We start from the raw sequence: 20,300 nt of genomic DNA on the forward strand, positions 1-20,300 counted from the left end.
TGTCCAAAAAAACACTTCAAAAAAACCTGACCGCATAAACGATCAGGTTTCATTGGTTATTTCGATTTTACTGTTCTGCTTTCTGTTTCGCAAGCCATTCGGTCAGATGAGTGATCTCTTCATCCGTGACACCTTGAGCAATAGCATTATTGTACTGAGGCTGCATTGCATTGTAGCCTTCTTTGATAATGGTCAGAATCTCTTCCTGGCTGTGCTTGTCACCTATGCCTCGAAGCGAAGGTCCAGTTGCGCCCTTCATATCAGCCGCATGGCAGCCAATACATCCAGCCTTCTTGTACGTTTCCATTGCAGGATCATCCTGTTCCACGATCGCAACTTCTTCTTGCTGTCCAGGTGCATTGGAAACGGGTGGGAGCCCCTGTTCACGCCTCTCCAGCGCTTCTTCTTCACGTTGAATATGTTCAGGCTTCTGTCCACTTGCTTCCAACTCATGCTCGTAGTGTGTCCACGCTACATTCGTCAGGTAAAATACAGAAATGACCGACAAAATCATCAGTGATGAAGCAATTGGGCGTTTATAGAAACGCCGCTCCTTGCCTGTGTCCAGGAATGGTGCCAGCAGCAAAGCTCCAAAAGCAACTCCACTGACCCCCAGTACGCCGAGCAGAACGTAATCGCCCGATGCATATGGATACTTCAAGTACTGATACAGAAAAAGGAAGTACCAGTCCGGCATAGGAATTACGGATGCGCTCGGATTGGCCGGATAGCCTAAAGGTGCAGGTTCTGAGATCGTTAGTACCAGAATCCCCACCAATACAACGACACCAACCATCCATTCTTTCAGCAGGAAGTTGGGAATAAAGGCTTCTGATTTGCCGGGATACGCCGTGTAATCAGGCGGGGTAATGAATCCCGCCCCTTTACGGACCCGTGAATCACCGACAAAGATAACCTTTTCCTCATCATCCTTCTTATGTCCGTGAGCCATTGCGATTCCTCCCTTCTCAGTTTATAGTGGTCCCGAAATGCCCTGTCTGCGGATCATGATAAAGTGTCCGACCAGAAGCACCAGAAGCACAGCGGGGAGGAAGAATACGTGCAGGGCAAAGAATCGGGTTAGTGTCTGTGCACCGACAATCGTACCGCCTTGCAGGAATTCTTTGATAATCGGTCCCAGCCAAGGAACCGTATTGGCAATCTCCAGTGTTACTTTTGTTGCAAAATAGGCTTTGTTATCCCATGGCAACAAGTACCCTGTCAGCCCCAGGCCCAACATGACGAAAAAAATCAGCATGCCGACAACCCAGTTCATTTCTCGCGGTGCCTTGTAAGAGCCTGTAAAGAACACACGCATCGTATGTAAGAACATCATTACGATAACCAGACTGGCTCCCCAGTGGTGCATGCCGCGAACAATTTGGCCGAAGGCTACTTTGGTCTGCAGGTACTCCACACTTGCGTAGGCATTGATAATATCAGGTACATAATACATGGTCAGGAACATGCCTGACAGAATCTGAATAACAGTAATAAAGAACGTCAATCCACCAAAGCAGTACACGAATGCGGAAAAGTGATGAGCCGGATTTACATGCTCTGGAACTTCATGATCCGCAACGTCCCGCCAGATTGGCGTGATGTCAAGACGCTCGTCAATCCAGTCATAGACATTTTTAAACATCTGCGTTCACGCCTCCTAATTCACTCGGGTGTTCGGAACAATGTCGCCCAGATATACCCAACCCTGCTCTTCCTTGACTACGTACTCATCCAGCGGTTTGGGGGCTACGGCAAGATTCTTCCCTTCCTTGTCATAGTGCGCGCCATGGCAGGGGCAATGATACTCGTCAGGGTATTGCTTGTCACTATTCCAGCCTACTGTACATCCCAGATGTTTACAGATAGGTGAGAGTGCATAAATTTTACCCTGCTCGTCTTTGCGAATCCACGCCACTAACGATGCATTACTCAGATACCAACCATCCTGTTGTTTAAGTTCAAAGGTGAATTCTTGAGGCTCATTCGTAATTTTGCTGATTTCAGCTACTTTGACAGAGGTGCCTTCTCCCTTATGTTGCAAAATCGGGTCCACCGCAAAACGGACCATAGGAAGGATTGCACCGGCGGCCATGTAGGCTGTAGCTCCACCAAGCGTGTACGTCAAGAACTGCCTGCGTGACATCTCCATGCGGCTTGGCAATTTCAATGAAGCTTCGTGGTCATGCTCACTGCTCATACTGTCTCCAACCCCCTTTTTCAGCCAACTCTCTCAAACGTTTTCATTTTCATAAATTCCACGACTTACTAGAACATACATAATCATATAGTAGCCCTAGAACACCGTCAAGAATTTGTCACACATTTTTAAGGTTCAATTGTAAGCGTTATTAAAAAAATGTTGTAAAATTGTCACATTTGTCGCCAAAAACTATTTTTTCCACAACTCTCGTATCTTTTCCCCTACAAATCTCGCAATCCCTTCTTCTCCGACCTCACGAGTTAACACGGACCGACTCAAAACCAGATCAGCAGCTGGAATTTCCACGCCACCCAAATGACCATCTGATGACATAATAACCACATATTTGAATCCCGAGGATTTAAGCTGTGCGGACAAGGAATTTAATGTCATTGACAATTCTGAATTAGCATAATGAAAGGCTGGATATGTCATGATTCTCCCTTTGAAAGGAATTTCGACCAGATCCAGAAAATCTCTCAGCCGCTCCAATGCCTCGGTAGCTTCAACTGGCGACTGCTCACCGCTAAGAGCTGTGTATGGAATAAGGCATGTATCCAGATAGAGTTGCAGTTCAGCCCAGCTGTCTTGAGTCATCTCACTGAATTTCAAATTCCCTATATCCCCTCTCTATCCATTTTATTCCCATATTATATATGACCATATCTTATAAATCCAGACATCATTTTGGAATTACACATATCAAAAAAGGAAATACGCCTCTGCGCATTCCCTTTTATCTCAGAAAGGAACTATTTTGCCTATCAGTTTATGGTCCTCAGTTCATCCGTCAGACTCCGGAAAGCTACTTCGTCTCCGGTAGCTAACGCTTTATCGATTTCCAAATAGAGCTTCTCGCTGCGCTGTTTGCGAAGCGCTTCGTCCCACACCATCTCAGCTGCCAGCCCCAACATGACTTCATACGTAACTTTCATTTTATCCAATAGGATGCACCTCCAAAACGGATTTAAGAGCTCCTATATTCTTTTCCTTTGGTAACATAACCCAGTGAAGTTCTGGACATCCGCTCCAGATCGGCATCAGTCAGCTCACGTATCACTTTGGCAGGTGTCCCCAAAGCAAGAGTATAGGGCGGAATTTTACTATTCTCAGTAACAACAGAACCGGCTCCAATCAGCGTATATTCGCCAATGTCGGCTCCATTCAGCAGAATGGCTCCCATGCCGATTAATGATCCTGTTCCAATACAACAACCATGAATGATCGCTGTATGTCCTACTGAAACATCATCTCCCACAATCAAAGGTTGATCAGTATTGACATGCCCGACAACGTTATCTTGAATATTACAGCGCTTTCCAATGATAATAGGAGCCAAATCAGCCCGCAGGACTGCATTGAACCAGACGGAAGACTCTTCTCCCATTCTCAAATCACCGATCAGTTTTGCACCTTCAGCCATATATACCGAAGAGTGTAACTGAGGTTGTAGACCTTTGTATGGAATTATCATTATTATCACTCCTTAATTTGGGAGTGATTTTAACAACTTGTCCTTCACTTGTCAAACATAATGGGTGTAATGTCTCCTGAGATGGAGCGACAGGATGCAGCAAGACGAGTGCCCCAGGCTGTCATTTGTATAGTCCGGCCTTCCTCATGTTCCCCAATACGAACCATGCCAAGATGCAACATCATTTTAACAATTCTGTTATCATAGATGGTATCGGCCGTATCATAATAAAACGGCTGAATGAATGGACCGATCTGACGAAACAGCGACTCGGCAGTTGACCATTCTTGGGCACATTCGCCTGTCCAGTACACAATAGAGGACAGATTGGGAATAGCACCTTTATACAATCTTAACCAAAACCTAAAAAGCTGTATCATTTCGGCTGTTTTCTCAGCCCCCAGCTTGTCTTCTCCAGCTGGTGATAGCTTCAGCGTGCCTTGCTCCTCACGAACCAGCCGATGGTGAAATGCATAGTCGTAGAGAAGTGCGAAACGATCCGGGTAATCCTTGAAGGAACGACCATATCCGAATCTCCATCCACCTTTGCCCACCAATTCCTCACTAATGTGCAGGTGCTCCATAATCTGCTGTTGAGAGCGGCGGTACATCATGCCTTCAGCGTTAAGGGCAATCTCGTGCTGCTGGACAAACTGCAGGAACAACTTGAGATCATCCGCTAAGAGATGATACTCATCCCGATACATGGATGGTTCTGTTGTTTTGGTAATCCCTGCTCGCAGATGTGTGGATAACACATCCCTGAATCTTAGTTTCAGATCCTGGGGTACCTGATACAAATACCTGGTCTGCTGCGTTGTTCCATTGAACAACCATCCACTCTTATTGAAGCGAACAATGAGATCACGCGGACTCGCGCCTGCCTCACTCTCCTTTTTGTCCATCGATTGACGGGCTATGGCAATGAGTTCTTCCATACCATAATACTGGCGAGGGTCAAACAACAAGTTGTTCAAAAAACGCTGATCTGCTTGATTCAGTTGACGTACCTGCTGCTCAAAAAAGGGTCTGCTGCCCAATGTAGTGAGAATACTCTGGATGAGTTCATGTTTGGAATTGGGCTTGCATTCACATTGGTAATAGTCTGCTATTCGATTAAGCTGGCCAATATCGGCAAAAGTAAGCATATCCGCTAGATTCATGGGTCCATCGCCTCGCCCGTTAACTACTTCGACTGCTGATTCGGAGCCTGAAATAGTTTGGTTTTGTAAACATCGTTGACGGAATTCCCACAATCTAAACCTCTTTTTGGAAATCTTTTATGTTTTAAAACATACTATGCCTCAAGTTGGTCAATCAGAAGAAAAATGAGAGGTTTGAAATCATATAAAGTCTTATTTCCCCATAAAACGCAAAAAACAACCCAAGTTAGCTTACTCAGGTTGTTTCGCTGTGTCCAAAGACAGATGTCGTGTGCAATTATATAACAGCGGACTCCAGTCATCACGTTCCTTTTCCAGGATCGTCAGTGACAGGTTTCCAATACGTTCTGTATAGCGATCTTTAAACAAGGCTGTTAACAGGTTGGCTAAGAAAGCTCCGTGAGTGACAATGAGTACGTTTTGGTCTGGATAGGCAGACCATAGATCTTCCAGAAACGCCAGTGCACGAATCTGGATATCCGCTATCTGCTCCTGCCCCAAATCTAATGTCTCCCAGGATTTGCCCCAGCGGGCAACCCGTTCTTCTGAAGTCAGACCTTCAATCTGACCAAAAGCCCTTTCTTTCAACCGTGCGTCCGGCTCAAGCAAAGGTACATTCAATAGCTTGGAGATAATCTCCCCTGTTTCCTGTGCCCGCGATAATCCACTTGTGATGATATAGTCCCATTGGTATTCTTCCGCCAGCAGACGTCTTCCCAGGCGCTCTGCCTGTTCACGACCTTCTCCATTCAGAGGAATATCCGTCTGACCCTGTATACGGCCCGCCGCATTCCAGTCTGTAAGACCGTGACGAATAAGCCCGATTCGCACTTACATCCCTCATTTCTCCACACGGCGAACGAAAGGTTATTACCTATGCACTCGCACCTTGTTTGCGTTTATTCGTTGTTCGATGCATACGTCCAAGAGAAAATAACGCCATTCCTATTGCAAGTAAAGAGAGGGCCATCCAATACTGTGGATAAGCAGGTCCCATGCTCACAACAAAAGGTTCTATGATACTTCCTCTGTCCGCTCCAGTCATGTTGTACTGATACATTCCAGAGGACGATGGTCCGCTTCCGGCAACCCCTGTCTCCAGAATACCCGTAGCAACAACCTTGGTTTGCTCAGCTTCTGATACGTCTGGCTTAAACATTGCCATATACAGAAAGCTGCATAAAAAAATAGCCAGGAACGCGGCAATCCACAAAGACATATGCTTGCGGATCACAGCAGAGAAACGATTAACCTTTACCTCTTCCGGCAGAAGCCATGGAGACTCCGCGTAGATCCGGTCCATCACGTTACGGTTCACTCTCTCTGCCTGTTGTTCTGTCACTGGAACCGGAATGCTGTGCAGCAAGATCTGAGCTTCTTCCCAGACCTCAAACTGCTCGGAGCACTCATCACAACCAGCGAGATGAGCATGAAATGCAATCCGCTGAGGATGAGTTTCCGGCAAGTCCCAGACCAGTGCAAACAGTTCCTGGGCTTCATTGCAATTCATCGGTTCTTCATCCCTTCATATGGCTCGTACACCGGTTCGAAGAAATAAGGTTCCAATTGAGTTTTTACGCTTGATCTTGCTCTGAATAATAGCGATTTCACAGAACTGACGCTCTGCCCAAGAATATTCGCAATCTCTTGGTAGTCTAGTTGATCATACTCGCGGAGTATAATCGCAGAACGTTGCTTCTCCGGCAAATTGTTAATCGCATCCCTAACCAGCATCACCCGCTCGCTACGTAGTACAGCATACTCCGGTGTATTCTCCGAAGGAGCAACGGGAACAATCCCGCTCTCTTCAAGTGGGACATTTCCGCTGCGCTGTTTGCGAAGCTCACTCAGTACCGTATTTCTCGCAATGGTATATAACCAGGTTGAGAATGAGGCATCCACCTCACGGAAAGAGTGCAGACTGCGGAACGCCTTATAGAAAGTCTCAGAACAGAGATCTTCCGCAAGCAGCTCCATATTGGAACTTTTCAACATATGATATACGAAAGCCAGTATTTTACGCTGATAACGACTCATCAGCTCGGAATATAACTCCAGGTTACCTTCCTTGATCTCTCGAATCAACTGGGAATCCGTCATTTGAGTGCGACCCCTCCTCGCCCATCCATGTGCTTCTCCCCGTTCGACTCTATCCATGTATTACCGAACAGGCACAAAAAAGTTGCGGTTCTCACCGCATATAAACAGCGTTCAGGGCCATAACTGGCCTTCCCGCCAAATTCCCCTATGTAATGGCAATTTCCCCAACGTTTCTACATTAACAGTATTTATTGTACAACGGTCTGCATCATCCTGGCAAATCCATTGGTATCCACAGAACCCGACCTGACATTCATATGCGGTCATTTTCGCGTTCATGACTTCATTTTGCGCCTTTTTGGTAAGCCTTGCTTATATAGACGGGCGACATACTGAAAAGGTTACAGAAATGTGATATTTTTTTGATCTAAGGTATCCTAACAGATTAAGGAGGGAGATGTAAATAGAGGATGTAAGTTTAAATGTAACTATTAACATATCAATGCCTTTCCCATAACTTTTTAAGACAAAAAAAAGACCGCTTACAAAAGCGGCCATTGCTCACGTGGAGCAATACAGTTATTGGATAGGAGTGGAGAGAAACCATACTGTACCCTTATTATATGTATACGTTTTCATTTTGTCAACACTTTCAGTAAAATTGTTTGAATTAATTATATCTTTCGGTAATTAAGGATAATACATCCTTTTTTTCGTGACTGAAAATCAAATAACATACTCCAATATAACCTCACAAAAAAGAGGGCTTTCGCCCTCTTTCTCGTCTTATATCCACACTTGATAGCCTAAGGAATCCAATAACGTCTTGGCTCGTTCCATATCTTCTTCCTGACGGAAAGACAGACGCATAATGCCCGGCACATCCACCCGGTTTTCGATAATCTCCAAGTTGCTCAAGTTGATATCATTCGCCCCAAGCTCAGTTGCGATCTTACCGATCATACCCGGTGCATCCTGGACATCAGTATACAGATCAAATAACGGCGAAATCATGCCTTTGCGTCGTTCTGGTAATATACTGCGGAACTCGCGGGCCTGACGGAATGCCTCCTCTATACCTTCACCGTTCTTATGTTCCAGCATATCCGTAAAGGCCGTCATCTGGCTATTCCAGTCCTTAAGCAAGCCCAGCAGTACATCACGGTTGCTAAGCAAGATATCTCTCCACACAATCGCGTCACTGGACGCAATCCGGGTAATATCACGGAACCCCCCTGCAGCCAGCATTTTATACAGTGGATTCGACTCATTATATTCGCGCACCTGATTCACCAGCGCAACAGCAATAACATGTGGCAGATGACTAATTGCCCCCACGATATCATCGTGCAGCAGAGGCTCCACACGCACGATCTGTGCCCGCGTATATGCAAGCAGCTCAGACAGCCTGCTGTAGGCTTCCTCAGGTACATGTTCTGAAGGGGTTAAGACATAGTATGCATTCTCAAATAACACGGCTGAGGCCGCATCTACGCCTGCACGCTCCGACCCCGCCATGGGGTGACCACCAATGAAGTAAGCGTCAGTCAACCGCACATGCTCGGCACAAGCGGCAATGGAAGCTTTAGTGCTTCCTACGTCCGTGATGATACATCCTTTTTTCAATGGCAGCTTGGAGAGCTTTTCGAAATAGGATTCAAGCAAACCTACGGGAACGCACAAAAAAATAAAGTCGGCATCCTCTACCGCTTCTTCCAGAGAGAGCGTAGCATCATCCACTACACCGCTCGCTATGTACTTGACCTTCAGTTCATCCAAGTGGGCGTAGCCCATCACGGTTACATCTGGCTTGCCTTTGAAGCAGAGCGCCAGTGAACCGCCGATGAGTCCTACACCAATCATTGCAATTTTTAGTTTCATGGGTCCTCACTCTTTCATCGCCAGTATTAAGGGCGTGCAACCGCCTTCTCAGCCAGCGTGTTCTCCAGTGCCGTGACAAATGCACGGTTCTGTTCTGATGTTCCGACGGACACACGAATGTAAGTTGGGTATACGTGGAATCCTGAGCGAACGATAATGCCTTGTTTGAGCAAGGATTGGAACGCATTTGCCGAAGGCATATTCAGGTCAACCATAATGAAATTACCCTGTGAAGGGAAATACGACAATCCGAGCCGTGTAAATTCATTTTGCAGGTAATCCCGATCCGTTGCATTCCGCTTCGAGCACTCTTGAACAAAATCCTGATCCAGTAGTGCGGCGGTTGCCGCAACCTGTCCAAAACGGGAGGTGTTAAACGGTTCACGTACACGGTTAATCAAATCAATAATTTCGGGACGTGCAATACCATATCCGATCCGAAGCGAAGCCAAACCGTAAATTTTGGAGAATGTCCGCAGGATGACCAAGTTCGGATACCGTTCGATCAATGGTATACTTTGCGGATATGCTTCGTCGGTTACGAATTCATAATAAGCTTCGTCCAGTATAACCATCACATGAGCAGGCACACGGTCCATAAAGGCTGTAAGTTCCTGCTCGGAGATAATCGTACCTGTCGGATTATTTGGATTACACACCCATACTGCTTTGGTTTTGTCGTTAATTTGTGCGAGCATCGCGCTCAGATCATGCGTGCCATCTTTCAGAGGCACTTCGATGGACACGGCACCCTCAATATCTGCATTGCTTTTATATACAGAAAATGTCTGATCTGCCATGATGGTCTCGTCACCCGGCAAGAAGAAAGCTCTCGTGATCAAAGCAATAATCTCATCGGAACCACAACCAAATATTAAGTTGTTCCGTTCAACGCCAAGATGCTTGGCAAGAACTCCCGTCAGCTCAACCGAGCTACCGTCTGGGTATATGCTTATATTAGTCATTTCTCTCGTAATGGCTTCCAGGGCGGCAGGAGAACTGCCGTACGGGTTTTCGTTGGAGGCCAACTTGATGACTTGTTCAAGCCCCAGTTCACGTTTCACTTCTTCAATCGGTTTGCCCGGCTGGTACACAGGCAGATTGACAATCTGGGATTTCGGTTTCAACCCGACCGCCTCCTGTTATTGAAATAATGTTAGACACGAATCAGCGTGCAACTCACGTGTCCAAAAGATGTCCTTTCAGGACATCCCTATCCCTTTAATTGTGCCACAAAGTTGCGAATTTGCAACAGTCCTGCTGCACGCGTATCCGGATTTTCAAGCAGAGGAATCGCATCTTCCACCTGACGAACAATGGCACTACCTACAACAACGCCATCGCAGATGCGGGAGAAATGTGCCACCTGCTCATGACTGGAGATACCAAAACCTACCGCTACAGGGAGGTCTGTCAGGCTTTTCACCGTCTCAATGAAGCTCTCTACGCCATCAAAGAAAGAAGCTCTCTCTCCGGTTACCCCAAGGGATGATACACAATAGATAAAGCCACTCGCTCCCGTTACAATCCGCTCAATCCGTGCATTAGATGTAGGCGCGACAAGCGGCACCAGATGCACACCAGCACGATTTGCGCGTTCACGCATCTCTTCCGCTTCCTCAATCGGCAGGTCCGGAATGATCATGCCACTAATATCGTGTTTGACCAATTCATCAAAGAATACATCCAGTCCTGTTTGCAATACCGGATTATAATAGGTGAACAGTACAAACGGCAGTTTCACACCTGCCTTGCGAGCTTTTGCAGCGGTTTCCATCACAGTACGAATGGTAATCTGGCTTTTTAATGCACGTTCGGAAGCACGCTGAATGACTGGGCCATCTGCAAGCGGATCGGAATAGGGAACACCCAGTTCCAAAATATCCGCTCCGGCCTGTTCAAGCTCCTTGATGATATCGATCGTTGTATCCACATCCGGGTCTCCCACGGTTAAGAATGGAATAAGTGCCGTGCGATTCTGTTGCTTCAATTGCTGGAAGGTCTGGTCCATCAGATTCATCCCAAGTCACCTCCCGTGTATTTCATGATGGATTCTACGTCCTTGTCTCCACGTCCCGACAGACAAATGACTACAATATCATCTGCTGTGAGTTCAGGCGCCAGTTTGACAACTTGAGCTACCGCATGTGCAGACTCCAGAGCAGGAATGATTCCTTCCGTCCGACATAGGAGTTGCAGGGCATCCAGTGCTTCCTGATCCGTGATCGGGACATATTTTGCCCGTTCAATATCCTTGAGATAGGAATGCTCTGGACCAACACCCGGATAATCAAGTCCGGCCGAGATGGAATGAGCTGGCTGAACCTGTCCAAACTCATCCTGCAACAGGTAACTCATAGATCCCTGGAATACACCATGTGTACCTTTGGTCATCGTCGCAGCATGATACTCGGTTTCGACCCCTTTGCCTGCGGCTTCAACACCAACAAGCTTCACATCCTGATCACCGATAAATGGATAGAACATACCGATCGCATTACTTCCTCCACCAACAGCTGCTACAATTACATCCGGCAAACGTCCTTCGATCTCCTGAATCTGACGACGGGTCTCATCACCAATCACACGTTGGAAATTCCGCACCATCATCGGATATGGATGAGGACCAACCACTGATCCCAGCACATAGAATGTATCCTCCACATTGCTGACCCAGTAGCGAAGTGCTTCATTACCAGCATCCTTCAGTGTCCGTGTTCCAGACGTCACCGGAATCACTTCTGCTCCAAGCAGCTTCATCCGAAATACGTTTAACTGTTGACGCTCTGTATCTTCTTCGCCCATAAATACTTTGCATTCCAATCCAAGCAATGCGGCTACGGTTGCCGTTGCAACGCCATGTTGACCTGCACCTGTTTCTGCAATAACTTTCTTTTTGCCCATCCGTTTGGCAAGCAAACCTTGTCCAATGGCGTTATTAATTTTGTGCGCGCCTGTATGATTGAGATCTTCACGTTTCAGATAAATTTTCGGTCCGCCCAATCGGCGTGACAATTGCTCTGCATGATACAATGGCGTTTCACGTCCAGAATACTCGCTTAGCAGATAGTTCAGTTCCTTGTTGAATTCCTCATCTTCAGAGAAGTGGCTATATGCCTCCTCCAACTCAATAAGTGCGTTCATTAGTGTCTCAGGTACAAAGCGGCCCCCGAAGTGACCGAAACGCCCGTGTTGATCCGGCAATTGATGTGTCATGCCTGCTTCACCCTTTCTACGAATGCTGTAATTTTGGCAATATCCTTCACACCTTCAGTCTCCACGCCGCTGGATACATCGACGCCGAAAGGTGCATATGTCTGTATTAGTTGTTGTACATTGTCCGGCTGCAAACCTCCTGCAACGAACAGAGCAATTTCGCGACTTTTTGCCCATTCGGCATAGGCAGGAATTCGCTCCCAGGCAAACGTTTTCCCGGAGCCCCCTCCATATAGAGGATCATGGGTATCAAGCAATATCGCATCCACGAATTTATCATAAGTATCAAGAGCCCTTATGGCTGCATCATCAGCTTCCGGCCCCGTTTCATCTTTGGGAAAAGAAAAAACTTTGAACACTTTGGCATTCCACCGCTGCTTCACCTGCTGGCAAAATTCCGCAGACTCCTGTCCATGCAGTTGAATAACATCCAGGTGAGCAATCTCCATAATGTGTTCCAGTTCATCGAGCGTAGGATTCACAAATACACCCGCAAGCTTCGGCCGATCATAGATAGACCATTCGAACAGCACCGTTCTTAATGCAGCAGCCTGCTCGGGTTCGATTCGGCGGCGTGATTTGGCAAAAACAACACCAATGTAATCCACAGGCAAGTTTATCATCGATTTTAGCACTTCAACGTCCTGAAGTCCACATATTTTTACGGCCGCTGGCAGCGGGTTTCTCAGTTCTGACATACTGTCGCCTGTGCCATCGTGTATGGAAGTATTCATCATTTGGGTCCCATCAGATCATATACAGCCGCCTCGACATCATCCTTGCGCATGAGATGCTCACCTACGAGAATACCGTGAACGCCGGCCTGGATCAGAGGTACTGTTGATTCTGGTCCGTCAATACCACTTTCGCTAATCAAGGTAACGCTACTTGGAATCAATTCCATCAAATCCAGTGTCGTGTTCAGACTGGTTTCGAATGTTTTCAAATTCCGATTATTGATGCCCACAAGGGTTGCCTGCGGAATCTCCAATACCTGCTCCAGTTCTGTTCGATCATGGACTTCAATCAAGGCATCCAGCCCCAAACTTTTGGCAAATTCCAGATATTGACGAATCTGTTCAGGTGTCAGAATGCTGGCAATCAGCAGTATTGCATCTGCACCCAGTAATCTGGCCTCGGCAATCTGTCGTTCATCTATAATAAAATCCTTGCGTAATAGCGGAATGTTCACCGCTTGATGAATCGCCTGCAAGTACTCGTTGCTGCCTTGAAAATACGACACATCCGTTAATACGGAGATGCAGTCAGCACCCGCTCGCTCATAAGCGGCAGCAATCTCTACCGGATGAAAATCCGGACGAATTAACCCTTTGGACGGCGAAGCCTTCTTCACTTCAGCAATAAGGCCGAGTTTGCGATTTCGTCCGCTAGATAGTGCTTTTTCAAACCCCCGGGTTGCGGGTAGTTGTTCGATTTTTTGGATAGCTTCATCCATGCGAAATGTCTGTGCCAGAACTTCAACTTCTTTATGTTTGGTTGCAACGATTCGATCAAGATACATGACTGTACGCCTCCGTTGTATGAATTAACTGTTCAAGCTTCCCGGCAGCTTTGCCCGAATCTACCGCTTCTGCGGCAAGTGTCACCCCTTCAGCAATGCTATCTGCAAGACCGGATACATAGATGCACGCTCCAGCGTTCAATAAAACGACATCGCGATAGGCACTCTGCTCACCCTGGAAGATCCTCTTAATAATTTCGGCATTCTGTGCCGCATCTCCTCCAAGCACCGCTTCAAGCGGATGCAGAGACAAGCCCATATCACGTGGATCAATATCGTAGGTTTTCACTTCACCATTGCGAAGTTCAGACACCTGAGTTGGTGCCGAGATACTGATTTCATCCAGACCATCATGGCTGGCCACAACCAACGCTCTTTTGAGACCAAGACGATTCAGTACTTCAGCAATCATCGGCGTCCGGGAACGATCATACAGGCCAAGCAATTGGCGATCTGCTCCCGCAGGATTGGTTAATGGTCCGAGCATATTGAAAATAGTACGAACACCCAGCTCTTTTCTTGGTCCTGCCGCATGTCGCATGGAAGGATGATATACCTGGGCAAAACAGAAGCAGATTCCGATATCATCCAGACATTGTCTGGCCTGCTCGCCGTTCAGATGGATATTTACACCGAGTGCCTCTAATACATCTGCACTACCCGCTTTGCCTGAAGCTGAACGATTGCCATGTTTGGCGACCCGAACTGAGACGGCCGAAGCAATAATGGCGGATGCTGTGGAAATATTGAATTTGTGAATACCCGATCCACCTGTTCCACAAGTGTCCAGCAAGCCGCTGCCATCCGTTAGAATTCGTCCGCCCTGACCACGCATGGCTTCAGCAAAACCGGTGATCTCATCCACCGTTTCCCCCTTCATCCGCAGCGCCATCAGCAAACCTCCGATTTGAGCCGGCGTTGCCTCACCTCTCATAATCGAGTACATCAAATCTCTTGCTTCGGCTTGCTCCAGATGGCTGCCCTCCAAAATTTTCGCCAGGCCATTCTTCATGCCTTCCTCACGAGTAATCTCAGCAATGGGGGTTACAGGGTTCTCATTCATTATTGGGTTTATGTTCATCTCCGGTCTCTCCTCTCTCAGTTCTTAGCGGCCGCTGGTGTAACAAAGTAGTCTGCATTCGCCAGTCTCAACGTGCTGTTCTTTTCTTTGGCAGGAAACATTGCTTCTGCTGTTCGAATAGCCTTGAGCAATGCTTTAGCTTTGTTAACCGTTTCCTCATATTCATTCTCAGGCACAGAATCCCATACGATTCCCGCTCCGGCCTGTACATATGCTTTTCCTTTTTTGAAAATAATCGTACGAATCGTAATACAGGAGTCCATGTTACCCGAGAAACCAAGGTATCCGATTGCTCCTGCATAAGCACCCCGTGCCTCTTTCTCCAGTTCCGCGATAATCTCCATTGCTCGCAGTTTCGGTGCACCGGATACGGTACCCGCTGGCAAGCAAGAGAGGAATGCATCGAAGAAATCCTTATCTTCTCTTAGCTCGCCCGTAACGTTGGATACCAAGTGCATCACGTGAGAATACCGTTCAATCTCCATGAACATGTCACACTTCACACTGCCGAAGCTGGATACCCGGCCCAGATCGTTACGCCCCAGATCAACCAGCATCAGATGCTCCGCGCGTTCCTTCTCATCCTGGAGCAGATCAGCAGCGAGTGCACGATCTTCCGCTTCTGTCGCCCCCCTTGGACGTGTACCTGCAATCGGTCGTGTCTCCACACGATTCCCATCCACCTTGACCAGCGCTTCAGGCGATGTACCCACGATAATCTCATCATCCATTTTGAGGTAGTACATATAAGGTGATGGATTCAGGGTCCGAAGCACACGATACACGTGAAGCGGAGAAACTTCCGTATCAATGTGGAAACGCTGGGATAATACCACTTGAAAAATATCACCTGCGCGAATGTAATCTTTGGCTTGCTCCACATTACCGATAAATTGCTCCTTCGTGAGGTTGGAGCGGATGTCCCCCAGTTCCACGTCTCCCGGAATGGAACGCGGATTCAGGTTCTCCCCTGGTCCTTGCTGCTGCAAACGTTCTGCGGCCTGCTCCAGCTTCTCCGAAGTCACTGCATACGCTTGACGTATCTCGTCATCCGTTGCACCGTCCTTGACGTGTACGTTACCAACGAGCAGCATCTGCTGCTTCACATGGTCAAACACGATAATCTGGTCACAGAACATAAAGCGAATGTCATCCATATTCAGGTCATCCAGCGCGTGGGCTGGAAGCTTCTCATAATAGGAGAGCAGATCATATCCAAAGAAACCAATTGCCCCACCTGTGAATGGTGGCAGTTCATCATCTTTTGGGCTGCGGTACTTACGCAGCAATGCTTTCAGTTCTTCAATCGGTTTGCCTGGCAATTCACGAGTTTTCCCTGCTTCTTCTACAACAATCCGGCCTTTCTTGGCCGAAATCATCAGGAACGGATCTGTACCGATGAATGAGTATCTCGCCCATTGGATACCCCCCTCTACACTTTCCAACAGGAATGCCCGGTCGTTGTCAGCATAACGGCGGAATATTCGAATCGGAGTCTCCATATCTGCCAGAATCCGTTTGACTACCGGAATCAGATTATACTCATTCGACATTTTCAGTACTTGATTAACGTTTGGCGTTATCATCAGATCACGTCCTTTCAGATTTAGGTAGAAGAAACAATTCAATATAAAAAAACCTCTACCATTAGGTAGAGGTTTGGTTATAAGCTGTATTTAACAGGGTGATGCTTCATAAATAACAAGTCCCTATACTTCGCTGTCGGATTATTCACAGGTCGCTGAATTGATGCATCTCACATCATCCAAATCGGGAAAATAAATTAGTTATAACACTTCAACTACTCATTCCAATATTACGTAAAATATAGGAGAGTACATTGATTGTGTTTGTACCAAAATATATCAAAACAAAAGATGTCCTATGACACGTTTGTTTTCCCTGTTCCTGTTACCTATTCCGTAGCACGACGTACCGTGAATCAGTTGACCGGTTTCTGTTGCCCCGGTTACCACCCACTGGACTCTGCTATATACTCCACTAGCTCAGCTGCTCTCAGCTCAATCTCAACTCTACTCAACTGGTTCTCACTATACATCATTATGATCGGTTTGACAACCCACTACTTAAGAGCCAGAAGGTGTTGCCAAATCCGGACGTAATGCCTGTGCACCGTTCAGATACACATGGTTGATTTCATTCTGAGCTTTGTTTGTATTCACATGCACCATGAAACGAATGCACTGCGCCAAGGCACCTTTAACAGGAACCTCCAGTGCACACATCAGTGGTACAAGTTCCCAGCCATCCAGTTGGCGAATAGCTTTTGCCGGGAATGCAGCATCCAGATCCCCAGTTAACGTAATCCACACACTGCAGATATCTTCCGGTTGGATCTCATTGCGATCCACGATCTCCTGCAACAATACAGCCGTTTCCTTCAAAATCTGTTCTTCGTTGTTCTGCGTGACTGTTGTAGCCCCGCGAATTCCCCGTGTGACCATTGCTGTCATTCTCCCTTCCTGAGCGTTTCAATGACGTCCCGAACTGCCGACACAGGTACGTCCTTCACAATTCTTGCAGCCCCAATCCGATCAGGAATGATAAACACCATATGACCTTCACGGAACTTTTTGTCATGCATCATCGCTTCCATTAAAGCATCCGTGTCGAGATGCGCAGGCATCGTTGTTGGAAGGCGAAGTGAACGCAGCATGCGGACCGTATCTTCATAGAGCCCTGCTGGCGCACCAAGCTTCTCACCAAGCAATGCTGATCCAGCCATACCGATCGAGATCGCTTCTCCGTGCAGGAATTCTCCATAACCGGCAATCGCTTCAATGGCATGACCAATCGTATGTCCCAGGTTTAACAACGCACGTTCTCCATTTTCACGTTCGTCTCTGGATACAATCTCTGCTTTAATACCACAACCACGCTCCAAGCCGTATCCCAATGCTTCCGGATTAAGCGCAAGCAGTTCTTCCGCATGTTCCTCACACCAATGTGCAAAAGCCTCATCACGGATCAGCCCGTGCTTCAGCATCTCTGACAATCCTGCCGATACATCTCGTGGTGGCAAGGATTGAAGTGTGTCCACATCATAGAGCACTAGCTCGGGCTGGTGGAATGCACCGATCATATTTTTGGCCAGCGGATGATTGACAGCTACTTTGCCCCCCACACTACTGTCATGCGCCAAAATCGTTGTAGGTACTTGAACAAACTTGATTCCACGCATATATGTAGCGGCAACAAAGCCAGCCAGATCACCTACGACACCACCACCTAGGGCCAGAATCGCAGAACTCCGATCCAGTTTGCCTTCGATCGCAACGGTCATCATATCCTGGTACACCGAAAGGGATTTCGATGTTTCACCAGAGGGCACAACCGCCGATACGACTGTATAACCAGCCGTACGCAGCGTTTGCTCCAAACCTGACAAGTATTTGGGAGCCACATTTTCATCTGTAATGATGAGTAGCGGACTTTTTTTGGTCAAGCCATATTGCTCAAAATATTGAGGGGCTTGTGCCAATAGGCCGCTACCAATCAGAATCGGATATGAGCGTTCCTCCAACTGTACCGTCAGCTGACGCATATTAGTAATTCTCCAGTTGAGCGTTATAACTTGCAACATTGGCACGGATCTCTTCCATGGAATCGCCGCCGAATTTCTCCAGGAATGCTTTGGCAATTTCCCACGCTACAACATGCTCCATAACCACACTCGCTGCTGGTACAGCACAAGCGTCCGAGCGCTCAACCTGAGCCGTAAATGCTTCTTTTGTATCAATATCAACACTTTGCAGTGGCTTATACAACGTTGGGATCGGCTTCATCACACCACGTACAACGACTGGCATACCGTTCGTCATACCACCTTCGAATCCACCCAGACGGTTAGTTGCCCGGTGGTAGCCGCGCTCATCCGTATGCATGATTTCATCATGCACCTGTGATCCCCGAATGACTCCGGCTTCGAATCCGATACCAATCTCTACACCTTTGAATGCATTAATGGACATTACGCCTTGAGCGATTCGTGCATCCAGCTTGCGATCGTATTGAACATAACTACCGAGACCAATAGGTACCCCTTCAACGATACATTCCACGATTCCTCCGATGGAATCGCCTTCTTGTTTAATCTGGTCGATGTAGGCTTCCATCTTCTTCTCTGTCTCAGCATCCGTAACACGTACAGTGGAAGCTTCTGTCACTGCGATCAGTTCATCAATCGGAAGGTCCTGATACGGAGCTTCGATCTCTCCAATGCGAAGTACACGTCCAGCTACCTTGATTCCGAATTCAGCCAGGAACTGACGTGCAATGGCACCACATGCCACACGTACCGTTGTCTCACGTGCACTGGAGCGCTCCAGTACGTTACGCAAGTCTTTGAGATTATACTTGAGTCCACCGTTCAGATCAGCGTGTCCGGGACGAGGACGATGAACGCGACGTTTCTCCTCGTCACTGCCTTCAATCGGCTCAATATTCATAATATTCTGCCAATGTTTCCAGTCGTTATTTTGAACAACCAGCGCTACCGGAGCACCTGTTGTATATCCGTGACGGATACCACCAACGAAATTCGCCTGATCCTTCTCGATCTGCATCCGGCGTCCACGGCCATATCCCTTTTGGCGGCGGTGAAGCTGGAAATTCAGTTCTTCAAAATCAATCGTCAAATTACTTGGCAATCCTTCAATAATAGCGGTCAATTGGGGTCCGTGCGTCTCCCCTGCGGTTAAATAGCGTAAACTCATAATACGTTCCCCCTTTAAACTGTTAAACTTCACATTGCTAAAATCCCATAATTTCTTTGCTTATTATAGTATAGCTGACCGGCTTTGACAAGAAAGTCGGCTCTTTCTTGTACTTGGTATACAAATAACCGCCTGAACACATGTACATGTGCTTCAGACGGCTCAACAACCATTATCATTATTTTTTCCGATAGAAGAATGTCTCTGCTGTCTCCAGACCATATTGTCCCGGAGAGAAGATCTGCTCCGTACTGCCCACAAACAAAATACCGCCTGGACGTAAACTTGCTGCAAATTTGTGATACAACAGGTTTTTGGCTTCCTCGGTAAAATAGATCATGACATTCCGGCACACAATCAGATCGTACCCATCGTCAAAACGGTCCACCAGCAAATTTTGTTTCATGAACTTGATCGAATTTTTGAGTTGCTCATCAATACGGTATACCAAGCCATCCTGCTTGAAGTAACGGTTCGCCGTTTCCTTAGGCACATCCTTAAGCGAGCGTTCCATATAACGCCCTTCCTTGGCTTTGGCCAATGCACCTTCATCCAGATCACTTGCCGTAATGGAGCTGTCCTTCAAAATACCCATCGTGTCCAGAATCATGGCGAGTGTATAAGGTTCTTCACCTGTTGAACAGGCTGCACTCCAAACTTTAGCACGACGCTTGGAACCCAACAGCTCAGGCAAAATTTCGTCCCGCAGCACTTCCCAACGATTGGGATTACGCCAGAATTCCGACACGTTAATCGTCATACGATCAAGGAACTCGTAAAACAATGATTTATCTTTCTGCATAGCTTCAAAAAAGTTAGAAAATGTATGAAACCCGTTTTTGTTGCGAAGTGTGGTCAGCCTTCTTTTCATCTGGCCTTCCTTGTATTGAGCAAGATCAATGCCTGTGCTCTCTTTGATTTTACGAATGAATCCGGTGTAATCCGGGTCTAGTAGTTGTTCTTGCTCCAGCATCGTGTATCACC

Annotated in this window: 22 protein-coding genes; all 22 read right to left on the bottom strand. The window is 47.2% G+C overall.

What is annotated here, in order from left to right:
* Positions 1-67: 67 nt before the first annotated feature.
* The 22 genes from MKY92_RS18880 to MKY92_RS18985 all read right to left on the bottom strand — a co-directional run bounded on the left by MKY92_RS18880 (position 68) and on the right by MKY92_RS18985 (position 20,289).
* Positions 68-952: a menaquinol-cytochrome c reductase cytochrome b/c subunit gene (locus tag MKY92_RS18880; protein WP_036607643.1), complete on the bottom strand. Its 885-nt coding sequence runs from the start codon at positions 950-952 to the stop codon at positions 68-70.
* A gap of 21 nt (positions 953-973) precedes the next feature.
* Positions 974-1,645, bottom strand: a complete 672-nt coding sequence (locus MKY92_RS18885; RefSeq protein ID WP_017687726.1) for a cytochrome b6 — start codon at positions 1,643-1,645, stop codon at positions 974-976.
* A gap of 15 nt (positions 1,646-1,660) precedes the next feature.
* Positions 1,661-2,200: a ubiquinol-cytochrome c reductase iron-sulfur subunit gene (locus tag MKY92_RS18890; protein ID WP_036607648.1), complete on the bottom strand. Its 540-nt coding sequence runs from the start codon at positions 2,198-2,200 to the stop codon at positions 1,661-1,663.
* 192 nt (positions 2,201-2,392) lie between these two features.
* Positions 2,393-2,815 (bottom strand): DUF2487 family protein, encoded by a 423-nt coding sequence (locus MKY92_RS18895; protein ID WP_339297293.1) that lies wholly within the window; start codon positions 2,813-2,815, stop codon positions 2,393-2,395.
* A gap of 152 nt (positions 2,816-2,967) precedes the next feature.
* Positions 2,968-3,147, bottom strand: a complete 180-nt coding sequence (locus MKY92_RS18900; RefSeq protein WP_017687723.1) for an IDEAL domain-containing protein — start codon at positions 3,145-3,147, stop codon at positions 2,968-2,970.
* A gap of 23 nt (positions 3,148-3,170) precedes the next feature.
* Entirely contained in the window at positions 3,171-3,677 is a 507-nt protein-coding gene (locus MKY92_RS18905) for a gamma carbonic anhydrase family protein (protein ID WP_091028957.1), read from the bottom strand.
* Between the two features lie 44 nt (positions 3,678-3,721).
* Complete coding sequence (locus tag MKY92_RS18910; protein ID WP_339297294.1) at positions 3,722-4,840, bottom strand: hypothetical protein; 1,119 nt, start codon at positions 4,838-4,840, stop codon at positions 3,722-3,724.
* A gap of 231 nt (positions 4,841-5,071) precedes the next feature.
* Positions 5,072-5,671 carry a histidine phosphatase family protein gene (locus tag MKY92_RS18915; RefSeq protein ID WP_339297295.1) on the bottom strand — a complete coding sequence of 200 codons (600 nt, stop codon included), beginning with the start codon at positions 5,669-5,671 and terminating at the stop codon, positions 5,072-5,074.
* 43 nt (positions 5,672-5,714) lie between these two features.
* Entirely contained in the window at positions 5,715-6,350 is a 636-nt protein-coding gene (locus tag MKY92_RS18920; protein WP_076209924.1) for a zf-HC2 domain-containing protein, read from the bottom strand.
* Positions 6,347-6,940: a sigma-70 family RNA polymerase sigma factor gene (locus tag MKY92_RS18925; protein WP_036607662.1), complete on the bottom strand. Its 594-nt coding sequence runs from the start codon at positions 6,938-6,940 to the stop codon at positions 6,347-6,349. Before MKY92_RS18925 ends, MKY92_RS18920 begins: the two co-directional genes overlap by 4 nt.
* Positions 6,941-7,666: 726 nt before the next feature.
* Positions 7,667-8,761 carry a prephenate dehydrogenase gene (locus tag MKY92_RS18930; protein WP_339297296.1) on the bottom strand — a complete coding sequence of 365 codons (1,095 nt, stop codon included), beginning with the start codon at positions 8,759-8,761 and terminating at the stop codon, positions 7,667-7,669.
* A 26-nt stretch (positions 8,762-8,787) separates the two neighbouring features.
* Positions 8,788-9,888, bottom strand: a complete 1,101-nt coding sequence (gene hisC / locus MKY92_RS18935; protein ID WP_221820327.1) for a histidinol-phosphate transaminase — start codon at positions 9,886-9,888, stop codon at positions 8,788-8,790.
* 86 nt (positions 9,889-9,974) lie between these two features.
* Complete coding sequence (gene trpA / locus MKY92_RS18940; protein ID WP_017687715.1) at positions 9,975-10,781, bottom strand: tryptophan synthase subunit alpha; 807 nt, start codon at positions 10,779-10,781, stop codon at positions 9,975-9,977.
* On the bottom strand, positions 10,778-11,977 hold the full coding sequence (gene trpB, locus MKY92_RS18945) for a tryptophan synthase subunit beta (protein ID WP_339297297.1): 1,200 nt from the start codon (positions 11,975-11,977) through the stop codon (positions 10,778-10,780). The genes trpA and trpB overlap by 4 nt, the downstream gene beginning before the upstream one ends.
* A complete protein-coding gene (locus tag MKY92_RS18950; protein WP_339297298.1) occupies positions 11,974-12,675 on the bottom strand; it encodes a phosphoribosylanthranilate isomerase in 702 nt (233 codons plus the stop codon). The genes trpB and MKY92_RS18950 overlap by 4 nt, the downstream gene beginning before the upstream one ends.
* A 35-nt stretch (positions 12,676-12,710) precedes the next feature.
* On the bottom strand, positions 12,711-13,499 hold the full coding sequence (gene trpC / locus MKY92_RS18955; protein WP_339297299.1) for an indole-3-glycerol phosphate synthase TrpC: 789 nt from the start codon (positions 13,497-13,499) through the stop codon (positions 12,711-12,713).
* Positions 13,489-14,529, bottom strand: a complete 1,041-nt coding sequence (gene trpD, locus MKY92_RS18960) for an anthranilate phosphoribosyltransferase (protein WP_339301843.1) — start codon at positions 14,527-14,529, stop codon at positions 13,489-13,491. Before trpD ends, trpC begins: the two co-directional genes overlap by 11 nt.
* 68 nt (positions 14,530-14,597) lie before the next feature.
* Positions 14,598-16,166, bottom strand: coding sequence for an anthranilate synthase component I (gene trpE, locus MKY92_RS18965; RefSeq protein ID WP_339297300.1), 1,569 nt, complete (start codon positions 16,164-16,166; stop codon positions 14,598-14,600).
* Positions 16,167-16,667: 501 nt separating this feature from the next.
* Positions 16,668-17,045 carry a chorismate mutase gene (gene aroH, locus MKY92_RS18970; RefSeq protein ID WP_036607677.1) on the bottom strand — a complete coding sequence of 126 codons (378 nt, stop codon included), beginning with the start codon at positions 17,043-17,045 and terminating at the stop codon, positions 16,668-16,670.
* Positions 17,046-17,050: 5 nt separating this feature from the next.
* Entirely contained in the window at positions 17,051-18,145 is a 1,095-nt protein-coding gene (gene aroB / locus MKY92_RS18975) for a 3-dehydroquinate synthase (RefSeq protein WP_127549783.1), read from the bottom strand.
* Between the two features lies 1 nt (position 18,146).
* Entirely contained in the window at positions 18,147-19,316 is a 1,170-nt protein-coding gene (aroC, locus tag MKY92_RS18980; protein WP_339297301.1) for a chorismate synthase, read from the bottom strand.
* Positions 19,317-19,494: 178 nt separating this feature from the next.
* Entirely contained in the window at positions 19,495-20,289 is a 795-nt protein-coding gene (locus MKY92_RS18985) for a protein-glutamate O-methyltransferase CheR (protein ID WP_047843560.1), read from the bottom strand.
* Between the last annotated feature and the right edge of the window lie 11 nt (positions 20,290-20,300).

It is taken from the genome of Paenibacillus sp. FSL R5-0623 (assembly GCF_037974265.1).
In the GTDB taxonomy this organism is placed as follows: Bacteria; Bacillota; Bacilli; order Paenibacillales; family Paenibacillaceae; genus Paenibacillus.